Genomic DNA, 23,420 nt, shown 5'->3' with positions numbered 1-23,420 from the left:
CCTGTGGACGACCTTCACGGGGAAGCAGGGACACCAGGGGCGCCGGGGGCAGGGGCCCCGTGGCGCCCAGGGGCAGGAGCCTCGAAGGCGCCAGGAGCGGGCGCCCGCAGGCGCCAGGGGAGGGGGCCTCGGGGGCCCGTCCCTCAGTGGGCGGTCCAGCCGCCGTCGACGGTCAGGGAGGTGCCGGTGATGAACGAGGCCTGGGGAGCGCAGAGATAGAGCACGGCCTCGGCCACCTCGTCCGGCTCGATGAGCCGCTTGAGCGCCGAGTCCTTCAGCAGGACCTCGGAGAGGACGCGCTCCGGCGGAATGCCGTGGGCGGCGGCCTGGTCGGCGATCTGCCGTTCGACGAGCGGGGTGCGAACGTAGCCGGGGTTGACACAGTTGGAGGTGACCCCGTGCGGGGCGCCTTCGAGGGCGGCGGTCTTGGAGAGCCCCTCCAGACCGTGTTTGGCGGCCACATACGCGGACTTGAAGGCCGAGGCGCGCAGCCCGTGGACGGAGGAGATGTTGACGATCCGGCCCCAGCCCTGGGCGTACATGTGCGGCAGGGCGCCCCGGATCAGCCGGAAGGGCGCTTCCAGCATGACCGTGAGCACGGTGTGGAAGACGTCCGGCGGGAACTCCTCGATGGGGCGGACGAGCTGGAGTCCGGCGTTGTTGACGAGGATGTCGGCGCCGTCGGCGGCCGCCTCGGCGGCGTCCAGGTCGGTGAGGTCCAGGAGCCGGGGTTCGAGGCTCCCGGGGAGCTCGGCGGCCTCCTCGGCGAGGGTCTCCAGGCCTTCGGCCGCCCGGTCGACGGCTCTGACCCGTGCCCCCGAGGCGGCGAGCCGCAGCGCGCAGGCGCGCCCGATGCCGCCGGCCGCGCCGGTGACGAGCGCGGTGCGGCCGGTCAGGTCGAGGACGACGGCACGGGGCAGGGGTGCGGCGGCGGGCGGACCGGGGTCCGGTACGGCACCGAGGGGGGCGGTGATGGGGGCGCTCATGCTCCGCACCCTATGAAGCGTCCACTCCCCCACCGATGTGTTTCGGGCCCATAGTTCAGCTGGTTGCTGTGGTGCGGAACCATGTGGGGTCGTCGGCCAGCGCCTTCTCGATCCGCAGCAGCGAGAAGCGCTTCATCTCCGGCAGGTCGTCCACGTCGAACCAGCCGACCTCGGTGGACTCGTCGTCGTTGACCCGCGCCTCGCCGCCCACCGCACGGCAGCGGAAGGAGACGTCCAGGAACTGGCACTGGTCGCCGTTGGGGTAGACGACGGGCTTGCGAAGGGTCTCGACGAGCACGATCCGCTCGACCTCGCAGTGCACGGCCGTCTCCTCGAAGACCTCGCGCACCGCGCAGTCGGCGGGCTGCTCCCCGGGCTCGATGATGCCCCCGACGATCGCCCAGCGTCCGTTGTCGGCGCGCCGCCCGAGCAGCACCCTGCCCCGGTCGTCGAAGACGACGGCGCTCACTCCGGGCAGGAAGAGGAGCTGGTGGCCGGCTGTCTCGCGCAGGGCCCGGATGAAGTCAGGGGTAGCCATGCACCGACCCTAGATCATCCGGCGGACCGCCCCACCGGGGCGGCGGTCCCCCTCTACTCCGCTCCGGTGCGCCGGGCCCGTACCGAACGGAAGGCCGACCAGCCGAGACCGGCGGCCGCGAGCGCCACGAGGAGGGCCTCCGGCAGGGTGCCCATCCGGGTGGCCGGGGTCAGCGAGGAGCGCAGCGGCACCTTCTCGACCAGGACGTCCGGGGTGAACATCTTCGTCTCCGCGACGATCTCGCCGTCGGGGCGGATGACCGCGCTGACCCCGCTGGTGACGGGCACGACCACCGCCCTGCTGTGCTCGACGGCCCGCACCCGCGACATCGCGAGCTGCTGGTAGGTCATCTCGCTGCGGCCGAAGGTGGCGTTGTTGCTGGGGACGCTGATGAGCTGGGCGCCGTGGGTGACCGTGTCGCGCACGGCCCAGTCGAAGGCCGCCTCGTAACAGGTGGCGAGGCCGACCTTCGTACCGGCCAGGTCGAAGACCCCGACCTTCGTACCGGCGCCGAAGTCGCGGCTCACCCGGTCGACGTTGCTGTTGAAGACGCGGACCAGGGACCGCATCGGGATGTACTCGCCGAAGGGCTGGACGTGCCGCTTGTCGTAGGTGGCGACGGGGCCGCGGTCCGGGTCCCACTCGATGAGGGTGTTGCGGAGCTTGCCGGTCTCGGGGGCGATGACCGCGCCGATCACGGTCGGCACGCCGATCGCGTCGACGGCGCCGTCGATGACCTCGGCCGCGTCGGCGTTCGCGTACGGGTCGATGTCCGAGGAGTTCTCGGGCCACAGCACGAAGTCGGGCTGCGGCGCGCGGCCGGCCTTGACGTCCGCGGCGAGTTCGCGGGTGCGGGCGACGTGGTTGTCGAGGACGGCCCGGCGCTGGGAGTTGAAGTCGAGGCCGAGGCGGGGCACGTTGCCCTGGACGGCGGCGACGGTGGCGGTGCCGTCCTCGGCCGAGTCGTCGACGAGCGGCAGCGCCGCGAGGGCGCCGGTGACCGGGACGAGCACCGCGAGCGCGGCGGCCACGAGCGGGCCGCGCGGGAGGGTGCGGGGGCGGGTGCCGGTGGCCGCTTCGATTCCGGTGCCGGTGCGGGTGGCGGGCACGCGGTCCGGGCCGACGCCGTCGGCCTCGGTGTCCGTGCCGGTGCCGGTGTCCTCGTCGTGGACCGCGCCGGTCTCCGTGTCCGGGGCCCGGCGGGCCTGGATCTGGCGGTACGTCTCGTACAGGCCGAAGCCGCAGAGGGCGACGGCGAAGCCGAGCACCGGCGTGCCGCCCACGGCGGCCAGCGGCAGGAAGATCCCGTCCGCCTGGCCGAAGGCGATCTTGCCCCACGGGAAGCCGCCGAAGGGCACGCGCGCGCGTGCCGCCTCCGCGAGGATCCACACCCCGGCGGCGAAGAACGGCCACCACGGGAGCCGGGAGACCGCCGCGATGCCGAGGCCGGCGAGGGCCACGAAGAGCGCCTCGAGGGCGGCCAGGGCGAGCCAGGGCCCCGGGCCGACCTCCTCGCCGGTCCAGATGAGGAGCGGCATCAGGAAGCCGAGCCCGGCGAGGTATCCCAGGCCGAATCCGGCGCGGAGCCGGCGACCCCTCAGGCTCCAGCCGAGCAGGGCGAAGGCGGGCAGCGCGAGCCACCACAGAGGGCGCGGCGGGAAGCTCAGGTAGAGCAGGAGCCCGGACAGCAGAGCCGCCCCGGGCCGTACGAACCGCCGCAGCCGGGAAGCCGGCGTGGGGGCGGTGTCGGCTGCGGACGCGTCGACGGGGGTGATGGTGGCGCTCACCTTGCGGAGTCTACGGGTCGTTCCTGTCGACGGAGGAGGGCGGGCGGGCGGGGCGTGGGGCCGGGTGAACCGCTTCTCCTCCGGTCAGGCGGGTCGGCCGGTCAGACGGGTCGGCCGGTCGGTGCGGGCGGCGTGGGCGGCGCCATGTCGCGGAGGCGGTCGCGGATGACGCGGACGGCGGATTCGGCGTCGTCGACGGTGACGGTGAACGTCCGTCCGTCGCCGAGGCGCAGGATCAGGCCCTCGCCCCGCCGGACGACCACGGCCGTGCCCTTCTCGGGGCGCCAGCGGTAGCCCCAGCCGCCCCAGTGGCGCGGGGTGACGCTCGGCTCGAAGTCGGCGCCGACGACATGGGAGAGGAGGATGCGGCGGCGCGGCACGCCGATGTGGCCGCAGCGGACCTCCATGGCGCTGTCGTCGACCTTCACGGCCACATGGACGAAGGCGAGCGTGCCGAAGAGGACGAGGAGTCCGGCGGCGACGCAGCCGATCACGGCCATCAGCAGGGGGGCGATGCCCGAGGTCCAGGCCGACTGGACGGCGAGGGCGATGCCGAGGGCCACGCAGGCGGCACCGGCGGCCGCCGCGACCCACTGGAAGCGGTTGGTGGCACGGCCGGTCCAGACGGCGGGCGTCCGCTCGTCGGCGTACTGGTTCCGGGCAAGGTCCCTCATATCGGGAAGAGTACCCAGGATCGTCCGGAACAGCGCGACGGAGCGAAGTGGTGCGCGCGCGCTCGGTGATCGGCTCCCGGCGAGGGCAGATGAGGACTCCGACGCCGGGTGACCGGTGACGTCCGCCACTCGGTGGGCGGGTGCGACCGCCGCTCGGTGAGCCGGGGGCCGACCGCCACTCGATGGGCCGGGGCCGACCGCCGCTCAGTGGGCGGGCGCGGCCGCCGCGAGGAGTCGGCCTTCGGCGTAGCCGAGGGCGGTGGTGGGGAGCGGGCCGGGGCGGCCGCTGAGCAGGACGGAGAGGCTGCCGGTGGGGTCCGCGTCGGGGGCGGGTCGGGCGCCGATGCGGCGCAGCGCCTGCGCGGCGACGGCGTCGGCGGAGCCGTGGAAGACGAGCGGGGGCAGTCCGGCGCGGCCGCGGGCCTCGAGGGCGGCGAGGATGCGGTCCTCGACCATCTCGTAGTGGGTGCAGCCGAGGACGACGGTGCGGACGTCCCGGGGGGTGAGCGCGGCGGCGGCGTCGACCGCGCGGTCGACGGCCTCGGGGTCGGCGTGCTCCACGGCGTCGGCGAGCCCGGGGCAGGGCACCTCGGTGACCTCGGCGCCGTCGGCGAAGTCGCGGATCAGTCCGCGCTGGTAGGCGCTGCCGGTGGTGGCCGGGGTGGCCCAGATGGCGACCTTGCCGCCACCGGCGGCGGCGGGCTTGATCGCGGGCACGGTGCCGATGACGGCGATGTCCGGTTCCAGGGCGGCGCGGATCGCGGGCAGCGCGTGCACGGTGGCGGTGTTGCAGGCCACGATCAGCACCTGCGGGCGGCGCTCGGCCGCGGCGAGGGCGACGGCAAGGGCGCGCTCCGTGAGGTCCTCGGGGGTACGCGGCCCCCAGGGCATCCCGTCGGGGTCGTTCGAGAGGAGGAGATCGGCGTCCGGCCGGAGCCGCCGCACCGCGGCCGCTGCCGGGAGGAGGCCGATTCCGGAGTCCATGAGCGCGATCTTCACCCGGTCACCCTAGCCGATGAGCGTTCTGAGGCCCGTAATCTGGGGCAGACTGCCGCGAATGAGCACCCTCGCCTGGTTCGCGCTCGTCTCCTTGGCCGTCTGGGTCTGGCTGCTGTTCGGCCAGGGCTTCTTCTGGCGCACGGACCAGCGGCTGCCGTCGGCGTCCCGGGATCTGCCGTCGTCCTCCCTGGATCAGGCGCGACGCACGCGCGTGGAGCCGGACCGGTGGCCTCGGGTGGCGATCGTCGTGCCCGCGCGGGACGAGGCCGAGGTGCTGCCGCTGAGCCTGCCGTCGCTGCTCGCGCAGGACTATCCGGGCGCCGCCGAGGTGATCCTGGTGGACGACGGGAGTGCGGACGGCACGGGCCGGCTGGCCGCCGACCTCGCCTCTCGCCATGGCGGGCTGCCGCTGACCGTGGTGTCACCTGGTGAGCCGGAGCCGGGCTGGACCGGGAAGCTCTGGGCGCTGCGGCACGGCATGGCGCTGGCACGCACGCGTGGACCCGGGTTTCTGCTTCTGACGGACGCGGACATCGCCCATGAACCGGACAGTCTCCGTCTCCTGGTGTCGGCGGCGGAGGCGAACGGTCTCGACCTGGTGTCACAGATGGCCCGGCTCCGGGTGGAGAGCCTCTGGGAGCGTCTCGTCGTGCCGGCGTTCGTCTACTTCTTCGCGCAGCTCTATCCCTTCCGCTGGATCAACCGGCCGCGGCCGCTGGCGACGGCCGCCGCGGGTGGCTGTGTGCTGCTGAGGACGGAGACGGCGGTGGCGGCGGACGTGCCGGAGGTCATCCGGCAGGCGGTGATCGACGATGTGTCACTGGCGCGGGCCGTGCGGCGGACCGGTGGCCGGATCTGGCTGGGGCTCGCGGAGCGGGTCGACAGCGTGCGCCCCTACCCGGGGCTCGGCGATCTGTGGCGGATGGTCGCCCGCAGCGCGTACGCGCAACTGCGGCACAGTCCGCTGCTGCTCCTGGGGACGGCGGCCGGGCTCGTCCTCGTCTATCTGGTGCCGCCGGCGGCCCTCCTGGCGGGTGCGCTGCGCGGGGACGGAGTGGCGGCCTGGGCGGGTGGTGCGGCGTGGGCGGTGATGGCGGGGACGTACGTGCCGATGCTCCGTTACTACCGGCAGCCGCTGTGGCTCGCTCCGCTGCTGCCCTTCACCGCGTTCCTCTATCTCCTGATGACGGTGGACTCCGCGGTCCGGCACTACCGGGGTGTCGGTGCGGCGTGGAAGGGCCGGACGTACGCGCGGCCGGAGGCGACACCGGACCGGTGCCGCGACGTCGCGCCGGGCGAGTGACCGTGACGCCGTTTCGGCCGAGTGACGGTGACGTCCTCCGGGCGGGTGGCCGTGGCGTCGCTTCGAACGGGTGACCGTGACGCCGCTTCAGGTGAGCGCGCCGCCCTTCTTAACGGAAATAGCTTTCCCGACACGGGGAGTAGCGCTGTCAATTCGGCGTGTACACATCGCCCCGGAGATCCCTGGATTGACGCTTAAGCATGCCCATGATCACTCTGCGCACGCCTTCCGGGCACCTTTTCTTTATGTGTTCTTCATGCCCGGAGGCGGGCGACCGACCCGGGGCCCCCGACCCGCCGGTAACCCCCTCCGAACTCGGCTTTTACATGATCTTGGCGCGTTCCGCCGCCCGTTTTTGGCACGTTCGCTCGGATTGGGGATCCACTTCTTCACGAAGCCCGTCAAACAACCCTCTAATCAGGCTCCCCAACCAGCACATCGTGGGCTTAACTTATGTGCCATGACCTCCCCCCGCTCCACCTATGGAGGCGGTTACCACACCGCGCCGTCCTTCCCGGACACCCCGATCTACGACTCCCTGGTCGCGGAGCGGGGCACGCCTCAGATCGCCCCGATCCGAGTGCCCGCCGCCTACGACACCGGCAGCAGCTTCCCGGCCACCGGCAGCAGCTTCCCCTCCAGCGGTTCCTACCTGCCGGCGCTCCCTGCGGCACTGCCCGCCCTCCCGGCGGCGCCCAGCCCGCAGCCCTCCTACGGCAACGGCTACGGATACCCGCAGCCCGCGCAGCAGATGGCCCCCGTGCCCCTGCAGCACGCCCCCGCCCCGTACATCCCGCAGCAGCAGGTGGCCCCGCGCGGCTACCAGGGCGGCCAGTACGCGCAGCCGCCCCGCCCCGCCCCCGCGGGCTACGAGGCGATGCGTCCGGCGGCCCCCCGGCCCGCGCCCGCGCCGATGCAGTACGAGGACCCGTACAACCGTCCCTACCAGGGCGGAGGCTACTGACCGGCTTTCACCCTCCGGACGGCGTCAGGTCCGGAGCGGCTGGCAGGATGACCGCATGCCGACTCCTTTGCTCCGCTCCGTCCACGTCCATCCGGTGAAGGCCATGCGTGCGCTGGCCCCCGCGGAGGCCGAGGTCCAGCCCTGGGGGCTGGCCGGGGACCGTCGCTGGGCCGTCGTCGACGCGGCGAGCAAGGTCGTGACCCAACGCCGTCACCCCCGGATGGCGTTGGCCACGGCGGAGCCGCTGCCGGGCGGCGGGGTCACCCTGTCCGCGTCCGGTCACCCGCCGCTGACGGTCGAGGTACCGCACCCCTCGTCCACGGTCACGGTGGAGATCTTCGACAAGCCGGTCGAGGCGGTGCCGGCCGGCCCCGAGGCGGCCGACTGGCTCTCGGCGTACCTGGAGGGCGAGTTCCGGCTCGTCCACATGGACGCGCCCGAGCACCGGCGTCCGGTCGACCCGGACTACGCGCTGCCCGGCGAGACGGTGAGCTTCGCGGACGGCTATCCGCTGCTCGTCACCACCACGGCGTCGCTCGACGCCCTCAACTCCCTGATCGCACAGGGGGACCACGCCCATGAGGGCCCGCTTCCGATGAACCGGTTCCGGCCGAACCTGGTGATCGAAGGCGCCGCTCCCTGGGCGGAGGACGGCTGGACGCGGCTCGCCGTCGGAGAGGTCACCTTCCGGGTCGCGCGGCCGTGCGGGCGCTGTGTCGTCACCACGACGGACCAGCTCACCGCCGACCGCGGCAAGGAACCGCTCCGAACCCTGGCCCGGCACCGCAAGAGCGACGGCCGGGTCCTCTTCGGCCAGAACCTCGTCCCCGAGCACACCGGAACCGTCCGGGTCGGCGACGAGGTGAAGATCCTGGACTGAGCGCCGCCCCTTCCGCTCCTCCGCTCCTCCGCCCCTTCCGCTCCTCCGCCCCTTCCGCTCCTCCGCCCCTTCCGCTCCTCCGCTCCTTCCGCTCCTCCGCTCCTTCCGCTCCTCCGCCCCCTCCGCTCCTCCGCTCCTTGCGGCACGACCGGGCCGAGGGGACCCCCGTCACACTTCACCGGCCCGGCAGGCGGGGAACCCGCCCCCGGGGCACACTCGTTGAAGGAGCTGTGAACTACGAGGGGGTTCCGACGTGCGCGCTGCCATCGGACTCTGGCGCTGGCGGCACAATCCCCTGCGCCGGACCACGGATCTCGTCGAAGCCTGGGTCGCCTTCGTGGCGGTCGCGCTGCTCTGTCTCGTGGTGCCCCTGACCGGCTGGGCCGCCGGCACCTCCGCCCACGGCTCGCTCCAGCGCGCCGTCCGCACCCAGCAGGAACAGCGCGTGCCGACGACGGCCCGGGTGCTCAGGCCGGCCGACCGGCCCGCGGGCGGCCCCAGGACCGCCGAGGCGGCCGGCGAGGAGCGTCTGCGCCGCTCCGTCGTGGCCGAGTGGACCGCACCCGACGGCTCGGCCCGTACAGGAACGGTGACGACGGCCCGGCGGACCTCCGCCCCGGGCGCCACCTTCCCCCTCTGGACCGACCGGTACGGACACCCCGTGGCCCCGCCGATGCACGCGGACACCGCCCGCGCCCACGCGATCGTCGCCGGTCTGACGGCCGCTCTGCTCGCGGGACTCATGGTCGAGATCCTCCGCCGCCTCGCCGTGCGCCGCCTGGTGCTGATGCGGTACGCGCGCCTCGACCGCTCGTGGGCGGCGACCGGCCCGGACTGGGGACGCACCGGAACCGGCAGCTGACCCACGATCGAACCTCGGCCGAGCCGGGGCGGGATCCGACGCCCGACCGAATCCGACCGACGCCCGACCGGCTTCCGACCGGCTTCCGACCGGCTTCCGGCAGCGCCGCTGCGCGACCGAGCCCGACCGACCTCGACCATCGGCGACCGTCCCCTGACCGGGCGTGACATGAGCCCGGTGCCCGCCCCGCCGCGGGTACGCGTGCGCGTCCACGACCCGTCAACCCCGTGCCCTCGCGCGCGCTACGGTGGGGCATCGGATCAGCGGCGAGGCATGAGGCGGGGGCAGGACACACCCATGGCACAGGGCACGGTCCAGGTGACGCACACCGGCACATCGCGGTGGCGGCGCCGCACGGGTGAGTACCCCTCGCTCGCCGCCGCACTCGAGGCGGCCGGGGACGGGGACGTGCTCACCATCGCTCCCGGCACCTACCGGGAGAACCTCGTGGTGCGGCGGGCCGTCACCCTGCGCGGCCCCGAGGGCTCGATCGGCTCGGTGCGGATCGCACCGCCGGACGGGGTGCCGCTGACGCTGCGCGCCTCCGTCACCGTCCAGGACCTCCACATCGAGGGGCAGGACGTCGCCGCACCGGCGCTGCTCGTCGAGGACGGCACCCCCGAGCTGCTCGATCTGCGGATCATGACCCGCTCGGCGGCCGGGATAGAGGTGCGGGGCGCGGCCAGGCCGACGGTCCGCCGCTGCACCGTCGACAATCCCGCCGGGGTCGGCATCGCCGTGGTCGACGGCGCGGGCGGGGTGTTCGAGGAGTGCGAGGTGGTCTCCGCCGGGCAGGCGGGCATCTCGGTGCGGGGCGGTGCGCATCCGCGGCTCGAACGCTGCCGGGTGCACCACGCCTCCGGCGCCGGGATCGCCGTGACCGGTGAGGGCAGCGGACTCGAAGGCGTCGGCTGCGAGGTGTACGAGATCAAGGGCGCGGGTCTCCAGATCGCGGCCCGTGCGACCGCCCATCTCACCGACTCCTCGGTGCACCGCACCTCGGGCGACGGCATCACGCTCGACACCGACGCCGTCCTCACGCTCTCCGACTGCGACATCCACGACGTCCCGGAGAACGCCGTCGACCTGCGCTCGCGCTCGGTCCTCACGCTGACCCGGTCGACCGTCCGCCGCTTCGGCCGCAACGGCCTCTCGGTGTGGGACCCGGGGACCCGGGTGGACGCCAACCAGTGCGAGATCCACGACAGTACGGGCGACTACCCGGCGGTGTGGGTGAGCGACGGGGCGACCGCCGTCCTCGACGCCTGCCGGGTGCACGACGTACCGGACGCGCTGTTCGTCCTCGACCGGGGTTCGCGCGTGGACGTCGTCGACAGCGATCTGTCGCAGGTGCGGAACACGGCGGTTTCGGTGAGCGACGGGGCGACGGCGCAGCTCGACGACTGCCGGATCCGGGAGGCGTCGACGGGCGCCTGGTTCCGGGACCACGGCAGCGGCGGCACGCTCGGCGGCTGCACGATCGACTCCGTACAGACCGGGGTCATCGTCACCAAGGGGGCCGATCCCACGATCGACCGGTGCACGGTCACCTCGCCCGCGGAGGCCGGTTTCTACGTGTCGGCGGAGGGCCGCGGTTCCTTCACCGGCTGCCGGGTCACGGGCAGCGGCGGGTACGGGTTCCATGTCACCGACGGCTGCCGGACCACCCTGCGCAAGTGCCGTACGGAGCGGTGCGCGCGCGGTGGTTACGAGTTCCCGGAGGAGGGCGCGAGCGCCGAGGACTGCACCAGTGACGAGAGCGCGGTCCGGTCCTCCGTGCCCGACGGCGGGACGGTGCTGACGGCCACCCAGTCCGGGGGGCTGCTCGGGACGGTGCCTGCGCCGCGTGTCCCGGCCGCCGCAGCGGTCGCGGACGTCCCGGCGGTGGACGCCCGTTCCTCGCAGGACGTGCTCGGGGAGCTGGACGCCCTGGTGGGTCTGGAGAGCGTCAAGCTGGAGGTACGGACCCTCACCAACATGATCGAGGTGGGGCGCAGACGTCAGGAGGCGGGGCTCAAGGCCGCATCGGTCCGCCGCCATCTGGTCTTCACGGGCAACCCGGGCACGGGAAAGACGACGGTGGCCCGGCTGTACGGCGAGATCCTGGCCTCGCTCGGGGTCTTGGAGCGCGGGCATCTGGTGGAGGTCTCCCGGGTGGACCTGGTCGGCGAGCACATCGGCTCGACGGCGATCCGTACCCAGGAGGCCTTCGACCGGGCGCGCGGCGGGGTGCTGTTCGTCGACGAGGCGTACGCCCTGTCGCCGGAGGACTCGGGCCGCGACTTCGGCCGTGAGGCGATCGACACGCTGGTGAAGCTGATGGAGGACCACCGGGACGCGGTGGTGGTGATCGTCGCGGGCTACACGGCGGAGATGGAGCGTTTCCTCACGGTCAACCCCGGTGTGGCGTCCCGTTTCTCGCGGACCATCACCTTCGGCGACTACGACCCGGACGAGCTGCTCCGGATCGTGGGGCAGCAGGCGGACGAGCACGAGTACCGGCTCGCCCCCGGCACGGACGAGGCGCTGCTCGTGTACTTCGCGAAGCTGCCCAAGGGCCCGGCCTTCGGCAACGGGCGTACGGCGCGGCAGACGTTCGAGTCGATGGTGGAGCGGCACGCGGGCCGGGTCGCCGAGCTCGCCGAGGCGAGCACGGACGACCTGACGCTGCTCTACCCGGAGGATCTGCCCGAACTCCCCTGATCGGCGGACGCGTTCGGCTCGCGCTGATGGGGAACGGCGGGCGGGAGCCGGTCCAGGAGGGCGCCCCGCCGGTGGGCGAACGCCGGGTCGGCCTGGTAGTCGGAGTGGCCCAGGATCGGTTCGGGCAGCGGGTGTGCGCGGGTGCGGCCGTAGGCGACCGGGTCGAGGAGGACCTCCGCGTCGACGGCCGGTCTGCCGCCCTCGGCGGGGACCCGGACGGGTCCGCCGATGGGGTCGGTGGCGCGGTACAGATTGCTCCAGCAGTGGACCGTACGGTTCAGGGCGCCCAGCGCCTCCGGGCCGAAGTAGGCCGGGAACCAGCGCCCGTAGAGCCGCTCCAGGGGTGACCCGTACGTGAGGAGCGCGACCCGGCCGCGGGTGGCGGGCGGCAGCTGCCAGACGGCGGCCGCGGCGAGCACGCTGCCCTGCGAGTGTCCTGAGATGACGAGCCGGCCGCCGGTGCTCCGGGTCCAGGAGCTCATCCGCCAGGTCAGGTCGGGGACCGCCCGTTCGGCGTAGCAGGGCGGGGCGAACGGGTGGGCGGCGCGCGGCCAGAACGTGCCGACGTCCCAGAGGATGCCGATGGTGCGGCGTGCGGAGGCGTCCCGGTAGGCGCGGCGCCCCCAGGTGACGAAGAGCAGGAAGCCGAAGCCGATCATCCAGGAGCCGATGGCCTGGGTGACGGTGGCCAGGGAGGCGATCGCCGGATGGGCTCCGTCGAAGGCCCGGCCGGGGACGTTTCCACTGGCCCAGGCGCCGGCGACGGAGCCCGCCCCGAGGAGCAGGGTGGCTCCGGAGAGGACACCCACGAGGACGGGGGCGGAGTCGGTGAGCGACGCCCGTGCCCGGCCTGCCGCGATCTGGCCGGTGCGGACGGGGTCGCGTTCGTCGGCGGCGTCGTAGTCGGCCTCGACCCGGGCGCGCAGCCGCCGTCCGGCGAGCACGGTCCGTACGGCGAGGAGGACGGCGGGCACGAGCAGCAGCAGGAGCAGCACGGGGATGACGGACGCCTGCCAGCTAAGCAGCACGGGCGGGCCGATCCGGGGGCCGCCGTCGCCCATGCCGGGGGTGGCGGGCCCGTCGAGCCAGTCGGCGACACGCTGGGCGACACCGCCGGACATCACTCCGGCGAGAGCGCAGGCGAGCATGGCGACGGCGGGTCCGCCGAGTCCGCGCAGCGCGGTGCGGGCGTCCCCGCGGGGCCGCTGGAGGAGCACGGCGACGACGCCGAGGGCGACGACGAGGCCGCCCTGGGCGAGGGTGAGTCCGCCGAAGGCGACGTTGCCGGGCAGGGCTCCGCCGGAGGTCCAGCCGGGGCGGGACCAGCCGGCGTAGAGGGCGGTGAGCGCGAGCACGGCGAGCGAGACGCCGGGCAGCCAGGACACGAGGGCGCGTTCGACGCGCAGGTCGAGGCGTCGCTCGCTGCGGCCGCGGCGGCACACGACCCAGAGGACGAGCACCGCGAGGGCGGCGACGGCGGCCTGGAGGGCCCGGCCGAGGAAGGCGCCGGCGCCCGGGGTGGTGACGTCGTGCCGGGCGGCGGCCGTGGCGAGGGCGGCGGCGACGGTGAGGAAGCCGGCGGCGGTGTGGGCGGCCCTGAGGCGGGCGACGAGCCGGCGGCCGTACCAGAAGCCGGGGCGGCCCAGGGCCGGCCGCAGCTCGACGGGGCCGGGGCCGTCGTCCCCCCGGTCGGCGCTCTCCGTGTCGGCGGCCCCGTCCGTGACCGGGTCCGACGCCGTGGCGGCCCGTGGTGCCGCCACGGGGTCGTCGTATCCGGTGGGCGGGCGCTGGGCCTCGTACGCGCTCCACGTCCGGTTCGACAGGTACCAGAGGAGGCCGACGAGCAGGGTCGGCACCAGGGCGGCGAGGGCGAGGCGGCGGCCGGGCGCCGACCACCAGCCGCCCCGCGCCTCGGAGAGGAAGCCGAGCCAGGAGTACGCGTCGGTGCAGGCGGCGCTCGCGGCGCACTGCCAGGCCGTCAGGTCGAGGGCGACCTCGCAGGCCGCGGCCGTGAGCAGCACGGTGAGGGTGAGGGCCACCAGCCGGACGAGGACCCCGTACGCCCGGACGAGCCCCGGCCTGCCCTGGGCGGGCGGGCGCATCCAGTGCGCGAGATTGGCGACCATGAAGGGCAGGAGCAGCAGCCACAGGGCGCGGGCGCCGTCGCCGGAGGTCAGATTGGACCAGACGTACGCCTCCGGGACCGGGCGGGCCGCGTACCGCTCCGGGTGGTCCTCGGCGTCGACGTCCTCGGCCCGCCGGTGCATGGCGGCGGTCCGGTCGCCGGTGATCCGCACGGTCCTCGGGTCGTCGAGCATGTCCTGGGGGGTGGCTCCGCCGACTCCGTGGACGAGGAGTTCGAGCGCCGCGCCTCCGCTCTCCGGAGCGGGTGTGGCAGGGGACACTGAGGGGACTTCCTCTCAGGGTGGGAAGATGCGACGTCGGCACCAGGATCGCGGACAGTGGTGCGCCCGCGCACCGTTCCTCACCGAATCCGACACCCATCCCCTTGTCTCCTGCGGAAGGACCGGCCCCGGCGGTGACTGACAACCAGAACCTCCTCGCGGAGCAGCGGCGTGCCCTGATCCTCGACGAGGTACGGCGGCGCGGCGGTGTACGGGTCAACGAGCTGACCCGGCGCCTCAGCGTCTCGGACATGACGATCCGTCGCGACCTGGACGCGCTGGCCCGGCAGGGCATGCTCGCGAAGGTGCACGGCGGGGCCGTTCCGGTGGTCGAGGCGAGTACCCACGAGCCGGGCTTCGAGGCCAAGTCGGTGCTCGAACCGAGCGCCAAGGACGAGATCGCCCGGACGGCGGCCGCGATGGTCGCGCCGGGCAGCGCGATCGCCCTGTCCGGCGGCACGACCACGTACGCCCTGGCCCGGCATCTGCTCGACGTGCCGGACCTGACCGTGGTGACGAACTCGGTCCGGGTCGCGGACGTGTTCCACGAGGCCCAACTGACGGGCGGTGGTGGGGAGTCGCGGCGCGGGGCGGCCACGGTCGTCCTGACGGGCGGGGTGCGCACGCCGTCCGACGCCCTGGTGGGGCCGGTGGCGGACCGGGCGGTCCGGTCGCTCCACTTCGACCTGCTGTTCCTCGGGGTGCACGGCATCTCGGTGGAGGCGGGTCTGTCGACGCCGAATCTGGCGGAGGCCGAGACGAACGGGTGCCTGATGCGGTCGGCGCGCCGGGTCGTCGTGGTCGCCGACCACACCAAGTGGGGGACGGTGGGGCTGAGTTCGTTCGCCGGCCTGGACGAGGTGGACACCTGGGTGACGGACCGGGGCCTGCCCGAGGACGTACGGGCCGAGGTGGCGGAGCACCTGCCGGGGCTCGTGGTGGCGGGCGAGGAGCAGGCGTGAGCCTCCTTCCCGGGGACCGGGCGTGACCCTCTTCCGGGTCGAGCGGACCGTGTCGCCGGCGCCGGACGAGGTGTGGCGGCGGCTCACGGACTGGCCGGCCCACGGCCGCCAGGTGCCGCTGACGCGGACGAGGGTGCTGACGCCGGGGCCGAACCGGGCCGGGACCCGCTTCACGGCCCGTACCGGCCTCGGCCCGCTGTCCTTCGACGACCCGATGGAGGTCGTGGTCTGGGAACCGCCGCGGGCGGACCGGTCGGGCGTCTGCCGTCTGGAGAAGTCCGGGCGGGTCGTACGGGGGTGGGCACTCGTCGAGGTGACAGAGATGCCGGGCGGCGGAAGCCGGGTGGTGTGGACGGAGGAACTGTCCGTACGGGGCCTGCCGCGGGCCTTCGACCCGGTGCTCGGGCGGGCGGGGCGTGCCCTGTTCGGCCGGGCGGTGGACGGGCTGCTGCGGGAGGGATGAGGCAGGTGCGACCGGCGGGCCGAGGGCTTCGGCGGCCGGACCGACGAGGGGCCGAGGCGGCTTCGGTGGCCGGACCGAGGACGGACCGGCGGGCGGTCCGAGGCGGCCTCGGCGGCCGGACCAGCGGGCGCGCTCCCAAGGCTTCGGTGGCCGGGCCGAGGCCGGTCCGTTCGGAGTGAGCGGGGCCACCGTCCGTACCCCCTGTGCTGTTGACATTCCGTCAGCTAGGGTGCACTTCCGCTTCCGTCCTGTTCCGTCCTGGGGAGGGTTGGTCCATGGCACGCCGACTGAGGCCGGTGGAGCTCGACTTCACCGCGTCCGCGCCCGTCCGTCTGGTCTTCACGGCGACGCTCGCCGCCCCGCCCCCGACCGTCTACCGGTCCCTCGCCGTGGAGGTGGGGAGCCTGCCCGCCTGGTTCACCGCGGTCTCCTCCGCCGTTCCGTCGGGTGACGGGGCGGGCCGGACGGTCCGTCTCCGGGGCGGGATCGTCTTCGAGGAGACGATCCTGGCCGCCGAGCCCGACGCCCGGTACGCCTACCGGGTCGACTCGACCAACGCCCCCGGCATGGCGGCCCTCGCGGAGGAGTGGACCCTCTCCCCCGTCGGCAAGGGCACCCGGCTGCGATGGACGATGGCCGCCGACGGTGCCGCGCCGTTCCGGCTGGCACTGCGCCTGGCGGGGCCGGGCGTGGGGCTGTCCTTCCGGGACGCCGCGCGCCGGCTCGACCGGCGGCTCACTCCGGCCAGGCCCCCGTCGCCAGGAACCGTTCGATAGCGGCGCTGTAGGGACCGATGTCCAGGCCCTGGGCGGCCAGCCAGTCGTCGGAGTAGTACTTGTCCAGGTAGCGCTCGCCCCCGTCGCAGATCAGGGTGACGACACTGCCGGTCCGCTCGTGGGCGACCATCTCGGCGATGATCTTGAAGGCGCTCCACAGGCCGGTGCCGGTGGAGCCGCCCGCCTTGCGGCCGATCGCCGTCTCCAGGGCGCGGACGGCGGCGACGCTCGCCGCGTCGGGCACCTTCATCATGCGGTCGATGGCGCCGGGCACGAAGCTCGGCTCCATCCGGGGACGGCCGATGCCCTCGATCCGCGAACCGCAGTCGGCGGTGGCGTGCGGGTCGTGGTGCGTCCAGCCGTCGAAGAAACAGGAGTTCTCGGGGTCGGCGACACAGATGCGGGTGTCGTGCTGCATGTAGTGGACGTAGCGGGCGATGGTCGCCGAGGTGCCGCCGGTGCCCGCGGTGGCCACGATCCAGGCGGGCTCCGGGTAGCGCTCCAGCCTCAGCTGCTGGTACATCGATTCGGCGATGTTGTTGTTGCCGCGCCAGTCGGTGGCCCGCTCCGCGTAGGTGAACTGGTCCATGTAGTGACCGCCGGTGCGCTCGGCGAGCGCGGCGGCCTCCTCGTACATCGTGCGCGAGTCGTCGACGAAGTGGCACTGCCCACCGTGGAATTCGATCAGCCGGCACTTCTCGGGGCTGGTCGTGCGGGGCATCACCGAGATGAAGGGGACGCCGATCAGCTTCGCGAAGTACGCCTCGGAGACGGCGGTCGAGCCGCTGGAGGCCTCGATGACGGGCTTGCCCGGCCGGATCCAGCCGTTGCAGAGGCCGTACAGGAAGAGGGAGCGGGCGAGGCGGTGCTTGAGGCTGCCGGTGGGGTGGGTGGACTCGTCCTTGAGGTAGAGGTCGATGCCCCACTTCTCGGGGAGCGGGAAGCGCAGCAGATGCGTGTCGGCCGAGCGGTTGGAGTCGGCCTGGACCTTGCGGACGGCCTCCTTGAGCCAGGACCGGTACGCCGGATCGGTGCGGTCGACGTCGACGGTCACCGCCGCGGCCGTGACACCGCTCTCCACACTGTTCTCGGTGGTGCTCATCCGCGCCTCTCCTCGATCGCTTCCCGGGTACTCCCCCGCTGCCGACGATACCCCTCTCACCTGGGCAAACGTTTCCTTTGACTGTCCATAGGGATGACTTGCGGACGCCGTACGGAAGGGCCTCTGGTGCGGGCCGCGACGGCCCGGCACACTGGGAGGGCAACCGGGTGAAAGGGGCGGATCGGCATGTCGGAACCCGAGTTCAGCGCCAGGGGCGTACGGATCGCCCGCTGGCCGCGTTCACTGACACGCGCCGGCGAGGTGCGGATCGAGGACGGGCGGCTCGCCCTCCTCACGAGTTACGGCAGCGAGATCGACAGCGCGCCCGTGACGGCGGTCCGGGCGGGGCGCCCGTGGTTCGCGAAGCCCGACGAGGCGGTGGCCACCGTGAACGGCACGCGCTACCGGCTGACCCTCGACAAGGGCGGCGCCACCGGGGGCGACGGCCGCGGCGCGTCGGAGGAGTCGGGGCGGTTCCTGGCGGCGCTGAAGCGGGCGGCGGGGCGGCGCTGAAGCCGGGTTCCTGGGCGGCGCCGAGGCAGGGCGCCCGGGCGGCGCCGAAGCGACGCCTCGGCGTGTCGCGGGTCGCCGTGAGTTGCGCGACGCTCACCACTGGTTCACGCTGGGAACCACCTCACCGAGGGTTGACCGGTGGTGACAGTGTGCTCAGGTCGCCACCCTGCTGTACCGCATGTGAGATCCGAATCTTCGTCTTCTTCCGGACTACTTCGGGGAGTCGCAGCCGTGATCAGCGAGCCGAGCAGGTTTTACGCGGTGGAGCTCCAGGCCCTGCCGTCGCGGATCGGACAGGTCCGCAGGATTGTTTCCGCGCATCTCCGTCATTGGCAGCTCGACGCTTTGATCGACCATGCCGTGCTCGGTGTCACCGAGCTCCTGACGAACGTCCACCGGCATGCCCAGCCGGACAAGCGGTGCACCGTCGAGATCGAGCTGCTGCTCGACCGCCTCACGGTTTCCGTCCGGGACCACGACCCGCGCATACCGGAGGCCGTCGGCTGCCCGGACCCGCTCGACGCGTACGAGGGGGGCGACGGGTACGACGGGCTGGCCACGTCCGGTCGCGGCCTCGCCATCGTCGGTGCGGTCAGCGAGAGTTGGGGTGTCCGCCCGTGCGGGGCCGACGGGAAGGTGGTGTGGTTCACGCTCGCCGCGCCGCCGCGCGCCGTCCCGGTCGAGACGCGTTCCCGCGCCGTGTACGGCTCGACGACCGAGGGCCCGTTCCGGGGGTACGCGCCGTTCCCCGGCGTGCCGCTCAGCGCCCCGGCCGACCCGGCCCCCGCCCCGGCGACCCTCGAACCCGCTCTCGCACCGGCCCCCGCCATGGCCGTGGCTGCGGCCCGCCGGGTGCCGGCGGGCCGCACGGGCTGACGGGGCGGCCCGAGAGGGCCGGCCCCGGGCCCTCCCTCACTCCGTGGCGATCGCCCGGAGGATCTCCAGACGGGCCGCCCGGCGCGCCGGGCGCAGGGCCGCCACGGCCCCGGCGACCAGACCCACCAGGGCCACGGTCGCCAGCTGCACCGCCGGTACGGCGAAGGCGAACGCGCTGTCGCCCGAGCCCTCCGAGGCGCGGACCAGCACCCAGCCGAGGAAGCCGCCGAGGACGAGTCCGCCGAGTGTGCCGAACGCCGCCACCAGGACCGACTCCCAGCGGACCATGGCCCGCAGCTGCGCCCGGGTCTGGCCGACGGCCCGCAACAGGCCCAGCTCACGCGTCCGTTCGTGGACGGACAGGGTCAGCGTGTTCGTGATGCCGAGCAGCGCGATCAGGACGGCGAGGGCGAGGAGCGCGTACACGAGGGTGAGCATCATGTCGATGCCGCCCGCCGAGGACTCCGCGTACTCCTCCCGGGTCTGCACCTCGGGCTGCCCGTAGCGGTCCGCGACCTCGGTCACGGCCGCCTTGCCCTCCTCGGTGCCGACCCCGTCCGCGAAGGAGACGGCGACCAGGGTGTCGGAGTCCTGGGTGCGGTGCGGGGCCCAGGCCTCGCGGGTGACGAGGTAGTCGCCGGCCAGGTCGGAGCGTTCGTAGACCGCCCGGACGGTGAAGGTGTGCCGGGTGCCGTCCGTGAACGTGAGCTCGGTCGTCCGCCCGGGAGCCAGGCCCGCGGAGGCCGCCTCGTCGGCGGCGACGGCGAGGCCGTCCGTACCGAGGCCGGTGAGGGAGCCCCTCACCTCGCCCAGGTCGAGGGCCCGGGCGAGCGCGGCCGGGTCGGTGACGGTCAGGGCACGGCCCTTGCCGTCCACCTCCGCCACCCCGCGCCCCAGGCCCACGGCGGTGTCGACCTCGGGCAGCGCGCCGACGGCCGGTGCGAGACGCGGGCTGAGCCCCGCGCCGCCGGCGCCGAACGTGGCACCGCTGATGGCCACGTCGCCCGCGAAGGAGCGGTCGACGGTGCGGTCCATGGTCGCCTTGAGCGAGGCGCCGAAGACCGTGAAGAGGGTGACCACCGCGACGCCGATCATCAGGGCGGTCGCGGTCGCTGCCGTACGCCCCGGGCTGCGCAGGGCGTTGCGGCGCGCGAGCCCGCGGTTGGCGCCGCGCAGGGGGCGGCCGAGGACCCGTACGGCGACCGAGGCGGCCACCGGGCCGAGGACCACGAAGGCCGCGACGGCGAGCGCCGCTCCGGTGGCGGCGAACCACAGCGAGGGGGCGCCGAGCACGCCGGCGAGGACCGTGCCGACCGCGACGGCGAGCAGGACGCCGCCGGTCACCACGCGCGCGCGTGACGTGCCCGAGGCGTCCACCTGCGTCTCGCGGAGCGCGGCGAGCGGGGCCGTGCGCCCGGCCCGTACGGCGGGCAGGAGCGCCGAGCCCGCGCAGACCGCGAGGCCGACGGCGAGCGGCAGCACGAGGGAGGTGCCGGTCACGACCAGGTCGCCCTCGGGGAAGGGGAATCCGATGGCGGGGAAGAGGGCCTGGAGGCCGGCCGCCACGCCGATCCCGGCGAGCAGTCCGGCGAGGGAGGCGAGCAGACCGACGGTCAGCGCCTCGGCGAGGGTGCCGGTGACGACCTGGCGCCGGGCGGCGCCGATCGCGCGGAGCAGGGCGTTCTCACGGGTCCGCTGGGCGACGAGCACGGCGAAGGTGTTGTGGATGCTGAAGACGGAGACGAGCACCGCGACCCCGCTGAACACCAGCAGGAAGGTCGTGAAGAGGCTGAGGAAGCGGCCGGAGACCATCTCGGTGTTCTCCTCGGCGGCGCGCTGCCCGGTGATCGCCTCGACGTCGTCGGGCAGGGCGGGGGCGAGGGCGGCGACCAGCTCCTCCTGGGAGACGCCGGGCCCGGCCCGTACGGCGATGCTCGTCGCCTCGCCGGGGCGTGCCGTCAGATACCGCTCGGCGTCGGCGCGGGTCAGACCCGCCCAGGTGACCTGGCCCATGCCGTCCGCGCCGCCGAAGGTGGCGAGACCGACGACGGTGACGCGCACCGGGTCAGGGGTGCGCAGGACCGTCGTGTCGCCCAGGGCGAGACCCGCGGCCTTCGCGGCACCCCGGTTGACGACGGCCTCGCCGGGGGCGCTCGGGGCACGGCCTTCCGCGAGCTTGTACGGGTTGAGGGCCGGGTCGTCGATCCAGTTCCCGGCGAGGGTGGGCGGGCCCTTGCCGCCGACGGGGGTGCCGTCGGCCGCGAGGAGCTGGCCGGCGCCCTCGATCCGGGGCGCGGCGGCCGCGACCCCGGGCACGCGCGCGAGGCGCTCGGCGAGGTCCGCGTCGACGGGGCCGCGGGTGCCCTGGGCGTCGCCCGAGGCCGTCACCGTGACGGCGCTGCGGACGACGGCGTCGGTGCCCCGGCTCGCGCCGGTGAACATCGAGTCGAAACTCGCGCGCAGGGTGTCGCCCATGACGAGGGTGCCGGTGAGGAAGGCGACGCCGAGGAGGACGGCGACGAAGGTGCCGAGGAACCGGCGCCGGTGGGCGCTGAGGGAGGAACGGGCGAGGCGGAGCGAGGCGGGGGCGGAGGGAGTCCTCATGGGGACACACCCCCGGAGGTGAGGGCGGTCGGGTGACCGTCGGTCGGGTCCGGGCCGGTCGGGTTCGAGCCGGCCGATTCCGGGCCGGTCGGGTGGGTGTCGGTCGGGTTCGAGCCGGTCGGGTGACCGTCGCTCGTACGGGCTCCGGTCCCGGTCGTCGTCTCGAACGCCTTCATGCGGTCGAGCACGCGGTCGGCCGTGGGGGCCGTCATCCGGTCGACGAGCCGGCCGTCCGCGAGGAAGATCACCTCGTCGGCGTGGGCGGCGGCGACCGGGTCGTGGGTGACCATGACGACCGTACGGCCGGTCTCGCGCACCGTACGGCCGAGCAGGCGCAGGACCTCCTCGCCGGAGCGCGAGTCGAGGTTGCCGGTCGGTTCGTCGGCGAAGACGACGTCCGGGTCCCCGGCGAACGCGCGGGCGACGGCCACACGCTGCTGCTGTCCGCCGGAGAGCTCGCTCGGCCGGTGGTGGAGGCGGTCGCGGAGCCCGACCGTGTCGACGATCCGGTCGAAGCGCTCCCGGTCGACGGTGTGGCCGGCGAGGTCCAGCGGAAGGGTGATGTTCTCGGCGACGGTGAGGGTCGGGAGCAGGTTGAAGGCCTGGAAGACGAAGCCGATCCGGTCGCGGCGCAGCAGCGTCAGACGGCGGTCGTCGAGCGTGGCGAGGTCGGTGTCGCCGAGGAGGGCGGCGCCGGAGGTGAGGGTGTCGAGCCCGGCGGCGCAGTGCATGAGGGTGGACTTGCCGGAGCCCGAAGGGCCCATGACGGCGGTGAAGCGACCGACGGGGAAGTCGACGCTCACCCCGTCCAGGGCCCTGACCTCCGTGTCGCCGCGCCCGTAGACCTTGACGGCGTCGACGACACGGACGGCGGCGGGGGTGGCGGGGGGCACGGTCCTGAGGCGCTTCTCGGTGGTGGTCATGCCCGGTGCCCCTTGGAGTCGGTACGGCGGCCGAACTGCTCTTCGAGGACGGTCAGCCGACGCCAGTACTCGTCCTCGTCGATCTCCCCGGCGGCGAAGCGGTGGCCGAGGAGGGCGATGGGCGAGCTGTCGTCCGGCCCCTCGGCGCGGCCGGGGCCGACGTCGCGCCACGGGCCGCGACCCCGGCGCCATCCGGCGCGGCGCGCGATCGTGACGACGCCGACGATCACCGCCGCCCAGACGAGGGGGAAGAGAAGGACCCACGGGCCGGGGCCCGCGTGGGCGAGTGTGTTCATGAGGGTTCAGCTCCTCGGTGCGCCGCGATCGGCGCCCTGTGACGGGTGCGCCGTGACCGGTGCGCTGTGGTGGTCTTGTTCCGTGGTTCGAGGCTCCCTCCGGATGGGGGTCGGGCGCGTCGTACGGGCAGCGGCATCGCGTGTACGACGGCGGGAGTACATGGCGGCTCCGGCTCTCCTTCTCTTCTGTACCTACTGGTATGTACAGTGCGGTCATGAGCACCTCCGAGCGACTGATCGAGGCGACCCGCGAGCTCCTGTGGGAGCGGGGGTACGTGGGGACCAGCCCCAAGGCCGTGCAGCAGGCGGCGGGGGCGGGTCAGGGCAGCATGTACCACCACTTCGCGGGCAAGCCCGATCTGGCGCTCGCCGCGATCCGGCGGACGGCCGAGGAGATGGGCGCCGCCGCCGACGCCGTCCTGAGCGGCGACGGCACGGCGTACTCCCGTATCGAGGCCTATCTGCTGCGCGAGCGGGACGTCCTGCGGGGCTGCCCCGTGGGCCGGCTGACGATGGATCCCGAGGTCATCGCCGATCCCGTGCTGCGCGCGCCGGTCGACGAGGTGCTCGGGCGACTGCGCGCCCGGCTCGCCGAGGTCGCCCAGGAGGGCCTGGACAGTGGCGAGTTGAGCGCCGTCCTCGACGCGGAGGACGTCGCGGCGACGGTCCTGGCGACCGTGCAGGGCGGGTACGTGCTGGCGCGCGCGACAGGGGCGCGGGAGCCCTTCGACAGCGCTGTACGGGGGCTGTTGAGCCTGCTCGCCCCTCGTACCGCCGTCGGCTGAACAGATCTGCCCCGAGAGG

General features: G+C 74.0%; 20 protein-coding genes and 1 pseudogene. 11 read left to right on the top strand and 10 right to left on the bottom strand.

Features of this window, described 5'->3' with window-relative positions:
- Positions 1–143: 143 nt before the first annotated feature.
- The 5 genes from E0F75_RS19685 to E0F75_RS19665 all read right to left on the bottom strand — a co-directional run bounded on the left by E0F75_RS19685 (position 144) and on the right by E0F75_RS19665 (position 4,984).
- On the bottom strand, positions 144–986 hold the full coding sequence (locus E0F75_RS19685; protein WP_187623823.1) for a 3-hydroxybutyrate dehydrogenase: 843 nt from the start codon (positions 984–986) through the stop codon (positions 144–146).
- A gap of 55 nt (positions 987–1,041) precedes the next feature.
- Entirely contained in the window at positions 1,042–1,524 is a 483-nt protein-coding gene (locus tag E0F75_RS19680) for an NUDIX domain-containing protein (RefSeq protein WP_187623822.1), read from the bottom strand.
- A gap of 53 nt (positions 1,525–1,577) precedes the next feature.
- A complete protein-coding gene (lnt, locus tag E0F75_RS19675) occupies positions 1,578–3,311 on the bottom strand; it encodes an apolipoprotein N-acyltransferase (protein WP_187623821.1) in 1,734 nt (577 codons plus the stop codon).
- Positions 3,312–3,412: 101 nt separating this feature from the next.
- Positions 3,413–3,985: a hypothetical protein gene (locus E0F75_RS19670; protein ID WP_187623820.1), complete on the bottom strand. Its 573-nt coding sequence runs from the start codon at positions 3,983–3,985 to the stop codon at positions 3,413–3,415.
- Positions 3,986–4,189: 204 nt separating this feature from the next.
- Positions 4,190–4,984 (bottom strand): glutamate racemase, encoded by a 795-nt coding sequence (locus tag E0F75_RS19665; RefSeq protein WP_187623819.1) that lies wholly within the window; start codon positions 4,982–4,984, stop codon positions 4,190–4,192.
- A gap of 58 nt (positions 4,985–5,042) precedes the next feature.
- Here E0F75_RS19665 and E0F75_RS19660 point away from each other — a divergent pair, with 58 nt between their 5' ends.
- From E0F75_RS19660 to E0F75_RS19640, 5 genes are all read left to right on the top strand, one after another.
- A complete protein-coding gene (locus tag E0F75_RS19660; protein ID WP_187623818.1) occupies positions 5,043–6,287 on the top strand; it encodes a glycosyltransferase in 1,245 nt (414 codons plus the stop codon).
- A gap of 460 nt (positions 6,288–6,747) precedes the next feature.
- The gene (locus E0F75_RS19655; RefSeq protein WP_187623817.1) at positions 6,748–7,251 is read left to right on the top strand and encodes a DUF6643 family protein; all 504 of its coding nucleotides are present in this window, start codon (positions 6,748–6,750) and stop codon (positions 7,249–7,251) included.
- Positions 7,252–7,306: 55 nt separating this feature from the next.
- Positions 7,307–8,131: an MOSC domain-containing protein gene (locus E0F75_RS19650; RefSeq protein ID WP_187623816.1), complete on the top strand. Its 825-nt coding sequence runs from the start codon at positions 7,307–7,309 to the stop codon at positions 8,129–8,131.
- Between the two features lie 253 nt (positions 8,132–8,384).
- The gene (locus tag E0F75_RS19645; RefSeq protein ID WP_187623815.1) at positions 8,385–8,993 is read left to right on the top strand and encodes a hypothetical protein; all 609 of its coding nucleotides are present in this window, start codon (positions 8,385–8,387) and stop codon (positions 8,991–8,993) included.
- 297 nt (positions 8,994–9,290) lie between these two features.
- Positions 9,291–11,696, top strand: coding sequence for a right-handed parallel beta-helix repeat-containing protein (locus E0F75_RS19640; RefSeq protein WP_187623814.1), 2,406 nt, complete (start codon positions 9,291–9,293; stop codon positions 11,694–11,696).
- On the opposite strand, the gene E0F75_RS19635 is transcribed toward E0F75_RS19640, so the two are convergent.
- Complete coding sequence (locus tag E0F75_RS19635) at positions 11,666–14,101, bottom strand: hypothetical protein (protein ID WP_187623813.1); 2,436 nt, start codon at positions 14,099–14,101, stop codon at positions 11,666–11,668. The two genes, E0F75_RS19640 and E0F75_RS19635, sit on opposite strands and share 31 nt — an antisense overlap.
- 134 nt (positions 14,102–14,235) lie before the next feature.
- Here E0F75_RS19635 and E0F75_RS19630 point away from each other — a divergent pair, with 134 nt between their 5' ends.
- The 3 genes from E0F75_RS19630 (at position 14,236) to E0F75_RS19620 (ending at position 16,302) form a co-directional block, all read left to right on the top strand.
- Positions 14,236–15,063, top strand: a complete 828-nt coding sequence (locus E0F75_RS19630) for a DeoR/GlpR family DNA-binding transcription regulator (RefSeq protein WP_187623812.1) — start codon at positions 14,236–14,238, stop codon at positions 15,061–15,063.
- 22 nt (positions 15,064–15,085) lie between these two features.
- Positions 15,086–15,526: an SRPBCC family protein gene (locus E0F75_RS19625; protein ID WP_187623811.1), complete on the top strand. Its 441-nt coding sequence runs from the start codon at positions 15,086–15,088 to the stop codon at positions 15,524–15,526.
- Positions 15,527–15,801: 275 nt separating this feature from the next.
- Positions 15,802–16,302, top strand: a complete 501-nt coding sequence (locus E0F75_RS19620) for an SRPBCC family protein (protein WP_187623810.1) — start codon at positions 15,802–15,804, stop codon at positions 16,300–16,302.
- Here the strand turns inward: E0F75_RS19620 and E0F75_RS19615 are convergent.
- Entirely contained in the window at positions 16,262–17,404 is a 1,143-nt protein-coding gene (locus E0F75_RS19615) for a PLP-dependent cysteine synthase family protein (protein WP_187623809.1), read from the bottom strand. The two genes, E0F75_RS19620 and E0F75_RS19615, sit on opposite strands and share 41 nt — an antisense overlap.
- A 186-nt stretch (positions 17,405–17,590) precedes the next feature.
- Between E0F75_RS19615 and E0F75_RS19610 the strand changes: the two genes are divergently transcribed.
- On the top strand, positions 17,591–17,917 hold the full coding sequence (locus tag E0F75_RS19610; protein WP_187623808.1) for a hypothetical protein: 327 nt from the start codon (positions 17,591–17,593) through the stop codon (positions 17,915–17,917).
- A gap of 231 nt (positions 17,918–18,148) precedes the next feature.
- Positions 18,149–18,793 (top strand): ATP-binding protein, encoded by a 645-nt coding sequence (locus tag E0F75_RS19605; RefSeq protein WP_187623807.1) that lies wholly within the window; start codon positions 18,149–18,151, stop codon positions 18,791–18,793.
- Positions 18,794–18,829: 36 nt separating this feature from the next.
- On the opposite strand, the gene E0F75_RS19600 is transcribed toward E0F75_RS19605, so the two are convergent.
- The 3 genes and pseudogenes from E0F75_RS19600 to E0F75_RS19590 all read right to left on the bottom strand — a co-directional run bounded on the left by E0F75_RS19600 (position 18,830) and on the right by E0F75_RS19590 (position 22,616).
- Positions 18,830–21,397: an FtsX-like permease family protein gene (locus tag E0F75_RS19600; RefSeq protein WP_187623806.1), complete on the bottom strand. Its 2,568-nt coding sequence runs from the start codon at positions 21,395–21,397 to the stop codon at positions 18,830–18,832.
- 161 nt (positions 21,398–21,558) lie between these two features.
- Positions 21,559–22,320 (bottom strand): annotated as a pseudogene (locus E0F75_RS19595) (ABC transporter ATP-binding protein); the annotation flags it as partial.
- Positions 22,317–22,616 (bottom strand): SHOCT domain-containing protein, encoded by a 300-nt coding sequence (locus E0F75_RS19590; protein WP_187623805.1) that lies wholly within the window; start codon positions 22,614–22,616, stop codon positions 22,317–22,319. The gene E0F75_RS19590 and the pseudogene E0F75_RS19595, both read right to left, overlap by 4 nt.
- 200 nt (positions 22,617–22,816) lie before the next feature.
- On the opposite strand from E0F75_RS19590, the gene E0F75_RS19585 reads away from it, so the two are divergent.
- Positions 22,817–23,401, top strand: a complete 585-nt coding sequence (locus E0F75_RS19585; protein WP_187623804.1) for a TetR/AcrR family transcriptional regulator — start codon at positions 22,817–22,819, stop codon at positions 23,399–23,401.
- Positions 23,402–23,420 lie beyond the last annotated feature (19 nt).

The sequence above is a fragment of the Streptomyces sp. CB02980 genome (assembly GCF_014451325.2).
In the GTDB taxonomy this organism is placed as follows: Bacteria; Actinomycetota; Actinomycetes; order Streptomycetales; family Streptomycetaceae; genus Streptomyces.
The sequence above is the reverse complement of the archived record's forward strand: the minus strand, read 5'-3'. Positions and strand labels throughout refer to the sequence as shown.